Annotated in this window: 13 protein-coding genes and 1 pseudogene; all 14 read right to left on the bottom strand. The window is 68.3% G+C overall.

What is annotated here, in order from left to right; all coding sequences use genetic code 11:
* Positions 1-41: 41 nt before the first annotated feature.
* Positions 42-407, bottom strand: a complete 366-nt coding sequence (locus ACZLIF_RS09910) for a response regulator (RefSeq protein ID WP_005409521.1) — start codon at positions 405-407, stop codon at positions 42-44.
* The gene (locus ACZLIF_RS09915; protein ID WP_053520056.1) at positions 404-712 is read right to left on the bottom strand and encodes an STAS domain-containing protein; all 309 of its coding nucleotides are present in this window, start codon (positions 710-712) and stop codon (positions 404-406) included. Before ACZLIF_RS09915 ends, ACZLIF_RS09910 begins: the two co-directional genes overlap by 4 nt.
* A gap of 117 nt (positions 713-829) precedes the next feature.
* Positions 830-1,264, bottom strand: a pseudogene (locus tag ACZLIF_RS09920) (chemotaxis protein CheW); the annotation flags it as partial.
* 419 nt (positions 1,265-1,683) lie between these two features.
* The gene (locus tag ACZLIF_RS09925) at positions 1,684-2,466 is read right to left on the bottom strand and encodes a ParA family protein (RefSeq protein ID WP_128990565.1); all 783 of its coding nucleotides are present in this window, start codon (positions 2,464-2,466) and stop codon (positions 1,684-1,686) included.
* 4 nt (positions 2,467-2,470) lie between these two features.
* On the bottom strand, positions 2,471-3,484 hold the full coding sequence (gene motD, locus ACZLIF_RS09930) for a flagellar motor protein MotD (RefSeq protein WP_053520059.1): 1,014 nt from the start codon (positions 3,482-3,484) through the stop codon (positions 2,471-2,473).
* Between the two features lies 1 nt (position 3,485).
* A complete protein-coding gene (locus ACZLIF_RS09935) occupies positions 3,486-4,226 on the bottom strand; it encodes a flagellar motor protein (RefSeq protein WP_053520060.1) in 741 nt (246 codons plus the stop codon).
* Between the two features lie 101 nt (positions 4,227-4,327).
* Positions 4,328-6,154, bottom strand: a complete 1,827-nt coding sequence (locus ACZLIF_RS09940; protein ID WP_461287887.1) for a chemotaxis protein CheA — start codon at positions 6,152-6,154, stop codon at positions 4,328-4,330.
* A gap of 2 nt (positions 6,155-6,156) precedes the next feature.
* Positions 6,157-6,762, bottom strand: coding sequence for a protein phosphatase CheZ (locus ACZLIF_RS09945; RefSeq protein ID WP_053520062.1), 606 nt, complete (start codon positions 6,760-6,762; stop codon positions 6,157-6,159).
* On the bottom strand, positions 6,762-7,154 hold the full coding sequence (gene cheY, locus ACZLIF_RS09950) for a chemotaxis response regulator CheY (RefSeq protein ID WP_053520063.1): 393 nt from the start codon (positions 7,152-7,154) through the stop codon (positions 6,762-6,764). The genes ACZLIF_RS09945 and cheY overlap by 1 nt, the downstream gene beginning before the upstream one ends.
* 57 nt (positions 7,155-7,211) lie before the next feature.
* Positions 7,212-7,955, bottom strand: a complete 744-nt coding sequence (locus tag ACZLIF_RS09955) for an RNA polymerase sigma factor FliA (protein WP_053520064.1) — start codon at positions 7,953-7,955, stop codon at positions 7,212-7,214.
* Entirely contained in the window at positions 7,952-8,839 is an 888-nt protein-coding gene (locus ACZLIF_RS09960; RefSeq protein ID WP_053520065.1) for a MinD/ParA family ATP-binding protein, read from the bottom strand. Before ACZLIF_RS09960 ends, ACZLIF_RS09955 begins: the two co-directional genes overlap by 4 nt.
* Positions 8,826-10,478, bottom strand: coding sequence for a flagellar biosynthesis protein FlhF (flhF, locus tag ACZLIF_RS09965; RefSeq protein ID WP_478462596.1), 1,653 nt, complete (start codon positions 10,476-10,478; stop codon positions 8,826-8,828). The genes ACZLIF_RS09960 and flhF overlap by 14 nt, the downstream gene beginning before the upstream one ends.
* Positions 10,479-10,623: 145 nt before the next feature.
* Positions 10,624-12,729, bottom strand: coding sequence for a flagellar biosynthesis protein FlhA (gene flhA / locus ACZLIF_RS09970; RefSeq protein WP_128990271.1), 2,106 nt, complete (start codon positions 12,727-12,729; stop codon positions 10,624-10,626).
* Positions 12,726-13,856: a flagellar biosynthesis protein FlhB gene (gene flhB / locus ACZLIF_RS09975; RefSeq protein WP_128990274.1), complete on the bottom strand. Its 1,131-nt coding sequence runs from the start codon at positions 13,854-13,856 to the stop codon at positions 12,726-12,728. The genes flhA and flhB overlap by 4 nt, the downstream gene beginning before the upstream one ends.
* Positions 13,857-13,933: the final 77 nt, after the last annotated feature.

Below are 13,933 nucleotides of genomic sequence, written 5' to 3' on the forward strand. Positions count from 1 at the left end.
GTGGTGATCCGGAAGCGAAGAAGGGGAACGGTGCGGGGCGATCAGCCCAGCACTTTCTGCACGGTAGCGACCAGCTGTTCCGGGTTGAACGGCTTGACCAGCCAGCCGGTGGCGCCGGCGGCCTTGCCTTCGGACTTCTTGTCGGCGGCGGACTCGGTGGTCAGCATCAGCAGCGGCGTGAACTTGTAGTCCGGCAGCTGGCGCAGCTCGCGGATCAGCGCAATGCCGTCCATGTTCGGCATGTTGACGTCGGTGACCACCGCGTTGAAGCGCTGTCCCTTCGCGCGGCCGAGCGCGACCGCGCCGTCTTCAGCTTCTTCGACGGCAAAACCGGCCGAGGTGAGGGCGAAGGACACCATCTGGCGCATCGACGCCGAATCGTCCACCACCAAGATACGTGCGCTCATGCAGCGTTCTCCACAGATTTCAGGTTGTCATGGGGTACGTCCAGGCCCAGGGCCTGGGTGACGCCCAGCAGGCGCGCGGCGTCACGGAAGGTTGCAGTGCAACCGTGGAAGCCGGTGTCCAGGCCCGCCTCGCGGCGTGCCTGCACGAATGCACACAGCACCTGCACGGCGGCGGTGTGGACGCGGCCGACCTGGCTTGCATCCAGGGTCAGCTCGCCAACCTGCGCTACCAGCGGGGCGAGGCGGTTCTTGAGCTCGGTGCTGGTCTCGATGCCGAGATCCTCACCCAGTTCGACAGTGCTCATCGTTGCTCCGGACAAACGGTTCCGTCATCCATATCGGCACCCGCCAGGGGTTCTTTAGGGGGCGGTGAGGCCCTGCGTGCCCGTTCCGACGGGCCCGGGCAACGCGTGGCCCCCGCCTCAGTTGAGCAGGCGGGTGGCGTCGAGCAGGATCATCGGCCGTTGGCTGACGCGGGCCACACCACGGAAGAGGTCGTTGGAGATCTGGCAGATGCGGGCGGTATCCGGTGGCTCGATCTGCGAATCAGTGAGATTGGCGACGTCTTCCACGGCCGAGACGCGCAGGCCGATGGTCTCGCCGTCTTCCTCCAGCACCACGATGCGGGTCTGTGCGTCGTCCTCGGCCGCCGCTGCGCCCAGGTGCAGCCCAAGGTCCATCACGGGCACCACCTGGCCGCGCAGGTTCATGATCCCCAGCATCGCCGGCGCAGTGCCGCGCAGCGGCAGCAGGGGCACCGGCAGTACCACTTCCTGCACTTTCAGCAGTTCCAGTGCATAGGCCTGGCTGCCACAGCGCATCCGCAGCCAGCGCGAGGTGCGCTCGTTCGCGCGGCGGTGCTGCGGATGCGGGCTGTTGGCGGGTCGATGGGCCTGCGCCTGCAGTTCCTGCCAGCTGGCAGGGCGGCTGGCGGCGGGTGCTTCGAGGGCGACACGCGGCGGTGCAGCCGCTGCCGGCGGCGCAGCGGCGGGTGCCGGGGGCACGATCCGCGCGGGCGCCACCGGATCCACCCCGTCGCCGCTGGCGGCGGCCTCGAAGGCAGCCTGCAGCGCGGGGCTGTCGGTGTGGGCCAGCAACGGGCTTTCCGCGCCGTCGGTCTCGTAGATCACCTCATCGGGCAGATCGTCCCAGGTCGGCTCGCGTTCGGCGATCGCCGCCGGAAGCGCCGTGTTGCCTGCATCGGGGCTGGCCGCCACCGGGGCGATCGCTTCGCCCAGCAGCTCGTCCAGATAGTCGTCCAGCACGCCGGTGGTGTTCATGCGGCCTGCTCCAGCGCGCGCGCATCCTCGCCAAGGATCCAGTTCAGCGCGCGACGGTAGGCCGCGAGCCCGCGGCCGGGATAGTCCTCGCCGACGCTCGGCAGGGTCAGGCCGGCCGCGTTGCTGACCCGCGTGTCGATCGGAATCGCATCCTCCCAGACGCGTGCGCCGTGACGGTCCTGCATGCTGCGCAGTGATTCGTTGCCGGTGCGGGTGCGGCGGTCGAACAGGGTGGGCAGGATCGAGATCGGCAGCGGGCGCCGGCGCGAGCGCTCGACCATCTCACCGGTGCGCACCATGCCGTCCAGCCCGTGCAGTGCCAGCGGCTCGGCCTGCGTCGGAATGATCAGGCGGTCCGCTGCCGCGAGCGCATTGATCATCAGCAGGCCGAGTGTGGGCGCGCAGTCCAGCAGGATGTAGTCGTGCTGGCCCTGGTGCCGTGCCAGCGCGTTCTGCAGCGCCAGGCCAAGGCCCGGCTGGTTGGCGCTGCGGCGCTCCAGCGTGGCCAGTGCCGGCTGTGCACAGACGTAGTCCAGGCCGCTGAGGCTGCTGGTGTGGCAAAGGCTGGACAGCTCGGCCGGAGGTGCGCTGAACAGCTCAAGTACGCCGGTCGGTGGCGGGTCCACCGGCACGCCGAAGGCGCGGCTGAGCGAGGCGTGGGGATCAAGATCGATCAGCAGCACGCGATGGCCCTGCGTGGCCAGGTTGCGGCCGAGGGCCAGGGTGGTCGTCGTCTTGCCGACTCCGCCCTTCTGGTTGGCGACTGCCCAGATGCGCATGGGTTTACTCCTTCATTGCCGGGGGAGCGGCGGCGCCGACACGGCTGCCAGCCGGCACCGGTGGCAACTGCACCGGTGCGATGGGGGACGGGGAGGGCACTGTGGCGGGTGTTGCCGCAGGCCCGGCGGACGGGTCGGCCGCGCCGTTGGCGGCGTTCAGGCGCTGGCCCAGCGGGTCGACCGAGTGCGAGGTATCGGCCAGGATGATGACCATCACCCTCCGGTTGCGGTTGCGACCCTGCGCACTGTCGTTGTCCTCGCGCGGGCGGAACTGGCCGTAGCCGACCATGGCCAGACGCGAGGGCTGCAGGCCCTGGTCGGCGAACAGGTGGACCACGCTGGCGGCCCGCGCGGCCGACAGTTCCCAGTTGGAGGGGAAGGTGGCGGTGGCGATCGGCACGTTGTCGGTGTGGCCTTCCACCCGCACGCTGTTGGGTACGTCGCGCAGCACACCGGCCAGGCTGGACAGCGTGCCGCGCGCGTGCACGTCCAGCGCCGCCGAGCCGGTCGGGAACAGGATGTCGCTGTTGATCTCCACTTCGATCCACAGCTCGGTGCGGCGCACGCTGATCATGCCGCGCTCGATCAGCGGCGACAGCGCGGCGGTCAACCGGTCGGCGATGCTGCTGAGCTGGCGCTCGGCACGGGCGATCTGCTGCTGGTCGTGCACCGAGACCGGCATGCGCATCTGCGAGGCCATGGCCGGCAGCAGGGTAGGGTCGTGCGAGGGTGCCGGTGCGGACGGGCCGATCTTGGTGCCGGACTTGATCACCGAAGGACTGTCCCAGCCGCCCCCCTGCACCTGCTTGTTGCCGACCTGCACCGGATTGATGGTGCGCGGCGCGCCACCAAAGGCATCGGTGAGCGCATCGGCCATGATCCGGTACTTGCCTTCGTTGATCGAGGAGATCGCATACATCACCACGAAGAAGGCCAGCAGCAGCGTCATCAGATCGGCATAGGGGATCGCCCATGCTTCATGGTTGGCGTGCTCTTCGTGGTGTCTGCGGCGGGCCATGTCAGTGCAGGAAGCCGGACAGGTTGGTTTCGATGTTCCGCGGGTTCTCGCCCTGCGCGATCGAGATCAGGCCTTCGATGACCATCTCGCGGTCGCGGCTGTTGTGGGCAATCACCCCCTTCAGCTTGGCGGCGATCGGCAGGAACAGCAGGTTGGCCGACGCGATGCCGTAGATGGTGGCGGTGAAGGCGGCGGCGATGCCATGCCCCAGCTTGCTGGGGTCGGCCAGGTTCTTCATGACGGCGATCAGGCCCAGCACCGCACCGATGATGCCCAGCGTCGGCGCATAGATGCCCATGCCCTCGAAGACCTTGGCAGCGGCCTGGTCACGGTGTTCCTGGCTGCCCAGCTCGATCTCCAGCATGTGCCGGATCGATTCGGGCTCGACGCCGTCGACCAGCAGCTGCAGGCCTTTGCGCAGGAACGGATCCTGCTGCGCTTCCACCTGCGCTTCCAGGCCCAGCAGGCCCTGGCGGCGGGCGATGTTGCTCCACTCGACGATCTGCTGGATCAGCTCGCGACGATCACTGTGCGGCGGGCGCACGACCCAGCGTACGATCCGGAAGGCGTGCCTGAATACGGCGGGTGCGGTGTGCAGCAGGATCGCAGCGATGGTGCCGACGATGACGATCACGAACGCCGCAGGCGACCACAGGGACGCCAGTCCGGCGCCCTTGAGGATGCTGCCGCCGACCAGCGAGGCCAGGGCGAGAAAGAGTCCGATGAGGCTGAGTCTATCCATGGGTCCGGTATCGGCGTGTGTGAATGGGACTTGAGACACCGGTCGATCGCGTACAGACGGTAGTCACAGTTTCTGGTTCGCCAGGCATGGCCCGGCGAGCGTCATCGCAGGCCATCCACGTCGAGGATGAGGGCCATCCGGCCATCACCGATCAGCGTCGCACCGGCGTAGCCGCGCAGGCCGCGCAGGGCCTTCGGCAATGGCTTGATGACCACTTCCTCGCGCCCACGGACCTGGTCCACGACCAGGCCGAAGCGCGCCTCGCCGGCCTGCAGCACCACGATGGTGAGCAGCGCCGAGGCGGCCGGCGTCACATCCAGCCACTGGCGCAGATCGACCAGCGGCAGGGTGTGCGAGCGACGATCCAGCACCGCCCGGCCATCGAACCAGCCCAGCGAGGTGCGCGGTGCATGCAGCACTTCCATCACGCGCGCCAGCGGCAGCGCATAGACGTCCTCGCCGGCCTGCACCAGCAGGGTTGGCAGGATCGCCAGGGTCAGCGGCACGCGGATCAGGAAGCGGCTGCCCCGACCCAGTTCCGACTGGATCTGGATCTGCCCACTGAGCTCGCGGATGCGCGACTGCACCACATCCATGCCGACGCCGCGGCCGGAGATGTCGGTCACCTGCTGCTTGGTGGAGAAGCCGGGCAGGAACACCAGGTGCAGACATTCCTCGCTGCTCAGCCGGGCCGCCGCCTCCGGGTCGATCAAGCCCTTTTCGCGTGCTTTCGCGCGCAGTTTTTCCGGATCGATGCCGGCGCCATCGTCCTGCACCTCGATGCTGACGTAGTCGCCTTCCTGCTGGGCCGACAGACGCACGTGGCCCATGCGTGGCTTGCCCTGTGCTTCGCGCAGATCGGGCATCTCCACACCATGGTCGATGGCGTTGCGGACCAGGTGCACCAGCGGGTCGGCCAGGGCCTCGACCAGGTTGCGGTCAAGCTCGGTTTCGGCGCCGACCAGCTCCAGGTCCACTTCCTTCTTCAGCGAGCGGGCAACATCGCGGGCGACCTTGGGGAAGCGCGAGAACACCTTGCCGACCGGTTGCATGCGCGTGCGCATCACTGCCGACTGCAGGCGCGCGGTGGCGATGTCAAGGGTCGACACGGCGCGGTCCAGTTCCTCGTCGCGCAGGCGCGCACGCAGGGTCTTGAGCCGGTTGCGCGACAGCACCAGCTCGCCGATCAGGTTGACGATCGCATCCAGCCGCTTGGTATCCACGCGCACGGTGTGCTCGGCCTCGGCCACCGGCTTGTTGGCCGCGGGCTTGACCGCGGCGGCCGCGGGGCGCGGTGCGGGCAGTGCAGGCGCCGGCGGGGCAGTCACGGGTTTCGCGCCCGGGGCGGCGCCGCCGTGCAGCTGGTCAAGCAGGGCTTCGAACTCATCCTCGCTGATCAGGCCATCGTCGGCCTTGGCCGGCGTCGCCACCGCGGTGGGGGCGTTGCTGCCGTGCAGCTGATCGAGCAGGGCCTCGAACTCGTCGTCGGTGATCAGGTCACCGGCAGCGGGCGCGGCTGCTGTGGGGGCGACAGCAGCCGGCGCAGCAGTGCCGTGCACGTCGAACTGGGCGATCAGGTCCGGCGGGGCATAGCCGGGTTCGTTGCCGGAAGACACGGCATCCAGCATCGATTGCAGGTAGTCCAGTGATTGCTGTGCGGCATCGAAGTGATGCGGCTGCAGCACCGCTTGGCCAGCGCGGGCGGCGCCCAGTGCCTCTTCGGCGGCATGGCACAGCTCGACCATGGCGGTGATGCCGAGGAAGCCGGCGCCGCCCTTGAGCGTGTGATAGCCACGGAACACGGCGTTGAGCTGGTCGGCGTCCTGCGGCGCCTGTTCCAGCGACACCAGCTGTTCGCCGAGGCGATCCAGGATTTCCTGTGCCTCGATGATGAAATCGGCGGTGATGTCGTCGGATACCGCGCTCATGCTTACAGTCCCAGGTCCGACAACAGGTCGTCGGCGTCGTTCTGAGAGACCGCGTGGCGGTCCAGTCCCTTCAGTGCCGGTCCGGCCAGCGCCGGATCGGTGCGATGCTGCTCCGGTGGCAGGCCCAGCGCGCCAAAGCCTTCGTGCACGCGGCGGACGATGCCGACCACGCGACGGATGATCTGTCCGGTCAGGTCCTGATAGCTCTGGGTCAGGGCAATCTCGGTCAGGTTGTGGCGGATGCGTTCCAGCTGCGCATCCTGCCCCGGCTGGAGGCCTTCGGCGCGCAGCTGTTCGGTGAGGCTGCGGCACTCTTCGGCCAGGTCCAGGGTGCGGTGCGTGGCCTGTTCGGTCATCGCCACCACATGGTCCAGGCGCGCGCAGGCGTCGTCCAGCTCGCCCGCCTCGCTGGGGACGGTCGGCAGTTCGCCCAGGGCCTGGCCCAGTTCGCGGGCCAGCCGTGACAGGCCGCTCATCATCGGCTGCGTGCGTGCGGCCACCAGGGCGTCGATGCGCTGGCGCCAGGCGCTCTCGTCGCCGGATTCGAGCGCGTCGAGGGCTTCCTGCAGGCGCAGGGCGAGAGCGTTCTTGTCGACCGTGGCGTCCATCAGGCGCTGGCCGCCAGGCGTTCGAAGATCTTGCCCAGTTTCTCTTCCAGCGTCTGCGCGGTGAACGGCTTGATGATGTAGCCGTTCACGCCGCTCTGCGCCGCTTCGATGATCTGCTCGCGCTTGGCCTCGGCGGTGACCATCAGCACCGGCAGGGTCTTGAGCTTGGCATCGGCGCGGATCGCCTTGAGCAGTTCGATACCGGTCATCACCGGCATGTTCCAGTCGGTGACCACGAAGTCGAACGGCTGGCTCTGCAGCATCGACAGTGCGGCATGCCCGTCCTCGGCTTCGGCGGTGTTGGTGAAGCCCAGATCGCCCAGCAGATTCTTGACGATGCGACGCATGGTCGAGAAGTCGTCGACGATCAGGATGCGCATGTTCTTGTTCAAAGCGGAGTTCCTTTGTTGTTCAGTCGCCCGCGGTGGCCGTGGCCGCCGCAGGCATGTTCATTCTTCAAGCCCGGCATCCGCAGCCTCGAAGATCTTCAGCCGGCCGCGCAGGCGCAGCACGGCCTGGCCGTGGATCTGGCAGACGCGCGATTCGCTCACGCCGAGCACCGCGCCGATCTCCTTCAGGTTCAGCTCCTGCTCGTAGTACAGCGAGAGCACCAGCTGTTCGCGTTCGGGCAGATGGCCGATGGCCTTGCCCAGTTCGCGGCCGAATTCGCCACGTTCCAGGACCTGCTGCGGTGTGGGTCCGCCCTGGGCGACGGTGTCCAGCTCGCCCTGGTCTTCGATGCGCGACTCCAGGCTCAGCACCTGGCCGCGCGAGGCGTCCTCCATCAGCCGTAGGTATTCGGGCAGTGGCATGTCCATGGCCGCCGCCACCTCGGTGGCACTGGCTGCACGGCCCGTGGTCTGCTCCAGGCGGCGGATGGTGGCGGCCGCATCGCGGGCGCGCCGATGCACCGAGCGCGGTACCCAGTCGCCACGGCGGATCTCGTCGATCATCGAGCCGCGGATGCGGATCGAGGCATAGGTCTCGAACGAGGCACCCTGGTCGGCGTCGTAGCTGCGCGAGGCTTCGATCAGGCCCATCATGCCGGCCTGGATCAGGTCGTCCACTTCGACGCTGGCCGGCAGGCGTGCGGCCAGGTGATGGGCGATGCGCCGCACCAGGTCCGAGTGCTGGGCGATGACCTCGGTCGCCGCCGAGCGCTGGACTTCCCTGTACTGGGCCGCGCCTTTCATGCTGCCACCCCGCGTTGCTTGAGGATGCGCTCGAGGAAGAATTCAACGCCACCGCGTGGCTCGGTGGGGGCCTGCCAGCGGGCGGTGCGACGGGCGATCTCGGTGATCGCCAGCGCCGCCGGGCTGGATGGATAGGCCTTCACCACCGGCTGCTGGCGCTGCACCGACAGGCGCAGCCAGTCATCCTGCGGCACGCAGCCCAGGTAGTTCAGCGAGACATCGGCAAGGAACTTCTCGCAGACCCGGGTCAGCTTTTCATACAGCACGCGGCCCTCGTTGGGGTCGCGCACCATGTTGGCCACCACCTGGATGCGGTCCACGCCGCGCTCGCGCGACAGCACCTTGATCAGTGCGTAGGCGTCTGTGATCGAGGCCGGTTCGTCGCAGACCACGACAACCGTGTCCTGTGCGGCCTGACAGAAGGTCAGCACGCCGTCGGTGATGCCGGCGGCGGTGTCCACCACCATGATGTCCAGCTCGCGTTCCAGTTCGGAGAACACGTTCACCAGGCCGATGTGCTCGGCCGGGGCCAGCTCGGCCATGTGCCGCCGACCGGACGCGGCCGGCACCACCAGCACGCCGTTCGGACCTTCGACGATCACGTCTTCCAGCGAGCAGCGGCCGGCGACCAGATCCGCCAGGGTGTGGGTGGGATTCAGCCCCAGGATCACGTCGATGTTGGCCAGACCCAGGTCGGCGTCGAGCAGCAGCGTGCGCTTGCCCATGCCGGCCAGCGCCACGGCCAGGTTGGCCGAGACGTTGGTCTTGCCGACGCCGCCCTTGCCGCCGGTCACGGCGATGGTGCGCACAGGGCCGAGCGGCTCGCTGCGGGTGGCCGACAGCGGGAAGGTCTTGGTCAGCTTGGCGTACTCACGCGACGGCATGGTTCAACTCCGGGTTGCAGGGCATATCGGCCGCTCGGCGCAAATCTTCAAGGCGAAGTACAAGATTGGCCGCGCTGGCCCGGTGCAGGTCGTCCGGAACGTCCTGGCCATCGGTCACCCAGGTGATCGGCAGCGCGTGGTCTACCGCCACTGACAGGGCGTTGCCGAAGCGGCCGGTTTCATCCAGCTTGCTCAGCACCAGGCCCTGCAGGTTGGCCGCGCCGAAGCGGCGCACCACCTCGTCCATGTCACCAAAGCTGGTATTGGCCGGCAGCACCAGCAGAGTGCGGACCTGGCGGGCGGCACGCAGCCACTGCAGCTGCGCGGTCAGGGCGCGGTCGCGCGGGCCCAGGCCGGCGGTATCGATCAGCACCAGCTTGTAGTCCTTCAGGCGCTCCAGCAGCTGGTCCAGGTCGGTACCGCTGTTGGCTTCATGCACCGCGATGCCGAGCTGGCGGCCATAGCCGTACAGCTGCTCGCGGGCACCGATGCGCAGTGTGTCGGTGGTGACCAGGGCCACGTCGCGCGGCGCGTGTTTTTCGGCGAAGCGCGAGGCGAGCTTGGCGATGGTGGTGGTCTTGCCGGCCCCGGTTGGACCGACCAGAGCGATCACGCCGCCTTCTTCCAGCGGATCGACCGGCGCGATCGGCAGCCTGCGCGAGATCAGGCCCAGCATCAGCCCGCGGCCCCGGTGGGCTTCGGTTTCCAGCGGGATCTGCATGGCCACATCGCGGGCCAGCCCGGCATCGAATCCGTACTCGTCCATCAGGTCCAGGGCGGTTGCCCGCACCGGGCAGCCGCGCAGGCGCTCGTCGGTGAAGCGGTTCATCTCGCGCTCGATGACCTGGCGCATGCCGGCCACTTCGTGGCGCAGCTGGCGGATCTCGGCATCGTCCTGTGCAACCACCGTCAGTACCGGCGCCGGGGCAAGGAGCGGCGCCGGGGCCGGCGCGGTCTCCGCTTCAGCGGCAGCGGCAGGGGCTGGCGTGGTCTCGGCAACGTCCTGCGCGTACGGCGGCTCGGGGTGCACGGACTCGGCCTGCGCAGTGGCCGCAGCGGTGATCGGCAGCGGCGGCGGCAGCACTGCCGGCGCGGGGGATTCGTGATGCTCGTCCTGCGGCGGGTCGATCAGGAAACGGGCGCGGTTGGCGGGCGCCGGTGCGGGAGCCACGACGGCGCTCGCGAACGGCGCGAAGATCTGCTCCGGCAGTGCCGGATCGTTGACGGTGGCACGCGCCAGGGTGGCAGCGAAGCCGGAACTGCCGCGGGTGGGCACGATCTCGTCCGCACTGTCCAGGGTGCGGCCGGTGGCACCGACGGCCGCGCGGGCGAGGGCGGCCACGGCCGATGTGGTGGCGGTCACCGGCTGCTGGGCCGGTGTCGTGGAGCGGCGGCGGGTGACCGCGGCGATCACTGCATCCGCGGCGGTGCGCGGTTTCGGCGGCGGCGGAGCCACGTCGCGCCGCGAGGCTTCCAGCGCGCGTTGCACCGCGCTCTCGTCATAGTTGGCTGCGGCGACGATCTCGACGCCTTCCTCGATCCGGCGGTTGGACAGGATCACAGCATCGGGACCATGTTCCTTGCGCACCAGGTTCATGGCCGAGCGCATGTCGGCGGCGACGAATCGTTTGATTTTCATGCTGTGGTCACGGGACGGGGACGGCGGGGTGGGGGTGGGAGAACGCGGGTGGTCGGTGGTCTGCACGGAACGGGTTCCCCTTGGCATCTGTCTGTTGCGGTGGTTCGAAGGTGGTGTCTGTTTTCTGACGCATCGGTGGGCGGCGTCAGCTGATCGTTCCGACCAGCTTCAGGCGCTTGTCCTCCGGCACTTCGCTGTACGCCAGTACCGACAGCGACGGGACGCTGTGGCGGACCAGGCGTGCCAGCGCGGCACGTACCGGGCCGGGTACCAGCACGACCGCGGGCTCGTTGCGGGCTTCCTGCTTGCTGACACATTCGGCCAGACTCTGATGCAGTCGCTCGGCAAGCCCGGGTTCCAGCGCGGCGCCGTTGCCCTGCGTGGACTCCTGCAAGACACGTTCCAATTGCGGGTTGAGGGTGAACACCGGCAGCTCCGCCGACATTCCGGCGATCTCCTGCACGATGAAGCGGCCGAGCGCGGTGCGCACTGCGGCGGTGAGCGTGGCCGGGTCCTGGCTGGACGGCGCGTGCTCCACCAGTGCTTCGGCGATCTTGCGCAGCTGGCGGATCGGAATGCGTTCCACCAGCAGGTTCTGCAGCACCCGCACCACGGCCGACAACGGCAGCGCCTTGGGCGTCAGATCTTCGACGAGCTTGGGTGCGCTCTTGGCGAGGTTGGCCAGCAGGTGCTGCACCTCTTCGTGGCCCAGCAGCTCCGGCGCATGCTCGCGGATGAGGTGGGAAAGATGGGTGGCGACCACGGTGGCCGGGTCGACCACGGTGTAGCCCATGGTTTCGGCCTGGGCGCGCTGGTGCGGCTGGATCCAGGTAGCGTCCAGGCCGAAGGCGGGATCCTTGCCGGCGATGCCGTCCAGCGGGCCGAGCGCACTGCCGGGGTCCAGCGCCAGTTCGCGGTCGGGATGGATCTCGGCGGTTGCCACCGGCACGCCATGCACCAGCACGCGGTAGCCGTTGGCCGGCAGTTCCAGGTTGTCGCGGATGTGCACGGATGGAATCAGGAATCCCACGTCCTGGGTCAGCTTGCGCCGCACACCCTTGATGCGTGCCATGAGTTCGCCGCCCTGATTGCTGTCCACCAGCGGAATCAGCCGGTAACCGACCTCCAGCCCCAGCGGGTCGACCGGGCGCAGTTCGTCCCAGCTCAGTTCCGCGGTAGGGGCCGGCGCCGCCGGTCGGCCCAGCGCATTGACCGCGCCGGGGTCGCTGCCGGCAGCGTCGCTCGGGGCCGGTGCCTGTCCCTTCCGGTACAGCTTCCAGGCGATGAAGCCGAGAATGGCGGCAAGCGTCAGGAAAGCGACGTTGGGCATGCCGGGCACCAGGCCGACCAGGCCGATGATGCCGGCGGTGATGGCCAGGGCACGGTATTGGCCGAATACCTGGCCGGTCATCGCCTGCGCCATGTCCTGCGAGCGCGAGGCACGGGTGACCAGCATCGCCACTGCGCTGGAGACCAGCAGGGCCGGCAGCTGCGCCACCAGACCGTCACCGATGGACAGCAGGGTGTAGGTCGCAGCGGCATCGCCGAACGGCATGCCATGCTGCAGCACGCCCACGGCGAGGCCACCGAGCATGTTGATGAACAGGATCAGGATGCCGGCAATCGCATCACCCCGGATGAACTTGCTGGCGCCGTCCATCGCGCCATAGAAGTCGGCTTCCTCGCGGACCTCCTCGCGGCGCAGCTTGGCTTCTTCGCGCGTCAGCAGGCCGGCGTTGAGATCGGCATCGATGGCCATCTGCTTGCCGGGCATGGCGTCGAGGATGAAGCGCGCGGTCACTTCCGAGACACGGCCGGCGCCCTTGGTGATGACCACGAAGTTGATGATGGTCAGGATGGCGAACACCACGATGCCGACCGCGTAGTTGCCACCGATCACGAATTCACCGAACGCGGCGATGACCTTGCCGGCCGCGTCGTGGCCGTTCTGGCCATTGAGCAGGATGACGCGGGTGGAGGCCACGTTCAGTGCCAGCCGCAGCATGGTGGTGACCAGCAGCACGATCGGGAAGATGGTGAAATCCAGCGGGCGCTTCACGTACACCACCGCCAGCAGCACCATCAGCGAGATGGCGATGTTGAAGGTGAACAGCGCATCGAGCACGGGCGCCGCCAGCGGCACCACCACCATCGCCAGCAGCGCCAGCACGATCAGCGGCGCGCCGAGGCCCTGGCGGATCATCTCCAGCAGCCGGCGGGTGTTGAATCCGGACGAGGCCTGCGCGCTCATGCCCGGCCTCCCTTGCCGAATTCATCCACCTCGATGTGCGGGGCGCCCGGCATCGGGCCGGTGCGCCAGGCGCGCAGCTGGTAGACGTAGGACAGGACCTGGGCCACGGCCGAATACAGTCTCACGGGGATTTCCTTTCCGAGTTGGCCTTCCCGATACAAGGCGCGTGCCAAAGGCGGGGCGGAGACGATGGCGACCTTGTTGCCATCGGCCACTTCACGGATGCGCAGGGCGGTCTCGTCCACGCCCAGCGCCACCACGGTGGGCGCGTTCATGGCGCCGCCCTCGTACTTCAGGGCCACGGCGTAGTGGGTCGGGTTGACCACCACCACGTCCGCGGTGGGCACCGCTTCCATCATCCGGCGGTTGGCCATCTGCTGCTGCAGCTGGCGGATGCGGCCCTTGACCTCCGGGCTGCCTTCGCTTTCCTTCATTTCCCGCCGCAGTTCCTCGCGGGTCATCTTCAGCTTGCGCATCCAGTTCCAGCGCTGGTAAGGCGCGTCGATCGCCGCCAGCACCAGCATTGCCCCGGCAGTGGCCAGCAGCAGTCGCAGGGTGAAGCCCAGGCCATCGGTGATGGCAGTTTCCAGTGGGTGGTGGATCAACCCGCGCAGGCTGTCGAAGCCGCTCCATACCACCAGTCCGGCGGCCACGCCCACGAAGGCCACGCGCAGCAGCGACTTGGTGAATTCGGCGATGGCTTCCGGCCCGTACAGACGTTTGAGGCCGGTCAGCGGGTTCAGCCGATTGATGTCGGGCATCATCGCTTTGGCCGACCAGCGCAATCCGCCCATCACCAGCGGGGCGACGAAGCTGGCCAGCAGGCAGACCAGCACCAGCGGGGTGATCACCAGCATGAACTGCAGCAGCAGGTCGCCAAAGTGGCCGAACAGTTCCTTCGGGTTCTGCCGCAGCCCCTGCTCGGGACTCAACGCCTGTTTCATCCATTGCGTGGCGCCACGGCCGATCGAGCCGCCCATGGCCATCACCGCCAGCACGCCGCCACCGAACACCGCGGCGGTCCCCAGTTCGCGGGAACGCGGCAGGTTGCCCTGTTCCCGGGCCTCGCGCAGGCGTTTTTCGGTGGGTTGTTCGGTCTTTTCGCCGGCGGATTCGTTCTCGGACATCACGGGCACTGCGGCAGGGGATGCCGGGCTGCCTGCAAGAACTGTTCCGCGGCGTGTGGTTCACCGCCGGGGCAATG

Source organism: Stenotrophomonas sp. 2201_Sma, from assembly GCF_056486685.1.

Coding starts and splice junctions, on each gene's coding strand:
- ACZLIF_RS09910 (WP_005409521.1), bottom strand. CDS start 407: ATGAGCGCACGTATCTTGGTGGTGGACGATTCGGCGTCGATGCGCCAG.
- ACZLIF_RS09915 (WP_053520056.1), bottom strand. CDS start 712: ATGAGCACTGTCGAACTGGGTGAGGATCTCGGCATCGAGACCAGCACC.
- ACZLIF_RS09925 (WP_128990565.1), bottom strand. CDS start 2,466: ATGCGCATCTGGGCAGTCGCCAACCAGAAGGGCGGAGTCGGCAAGACG.
- motD (WP_053520059.1), bottom strand. CDS start 3,484: ATGGCCCGCCGCAGACACCACGAAGAGCACGCCAACCATGAAGCATGG.
- ACZLIF_RS09935 (WP_053520060.1), bottom strand. CDS start 4,226: ATGGATAGACTCAGCCTCATCGGACTCTTTCTCGCCCTGGCCTCGCTG.
- ACZLIF_RS09940 (WP_461287887.1), bottom strand. CDS start 6,154: ATGAGCGCGGTATCCGACGACATCACCGCCGATTTCATCATCGAGGCA.
- ACZLIF_RS09945 (WP_053520062.1), bottom strand. CDS start 6,762: ATGGACGCCACGGTCGACAAGAACGCTCTCGCCCTGCGCCTGCAGGAA.
- ACZLIF_RS09955 (WP_053520064.1), bottom strand. CDS start 7,955: ATGAAAGGCGCGGCCCAGTACAGGGAAGTCCAGCGCTCGGCGGCGACC.
- ACZLIF_RS09960 (WP_053520065.1), bottom strand. CDS start 8,839: ATGCCGTCGCGTGAGTACGCCAAGCTGACCAAGACCTTCCCGCTGTCG.
- flhF (WP_478462596.1), bottom strand. CDS start 10,478: ATGAAAATCAAACGATTCGTCGCCGCCGACATGCGCTCGGCCATGAAC.
- flhA (WP_128990271.1), bottom strand. CDS start 12,729: ATGAGCGCGCAGGCCTCGTCCGGATTCAACACCCGCCGGCTGCTGGAG.
- flhB (WP_128990274.1), bottom strand. CDS start 13,856: ATGTCCGAGAACGAATCCGCCGGCGAAAAGACCGAACAACCCACCGAA.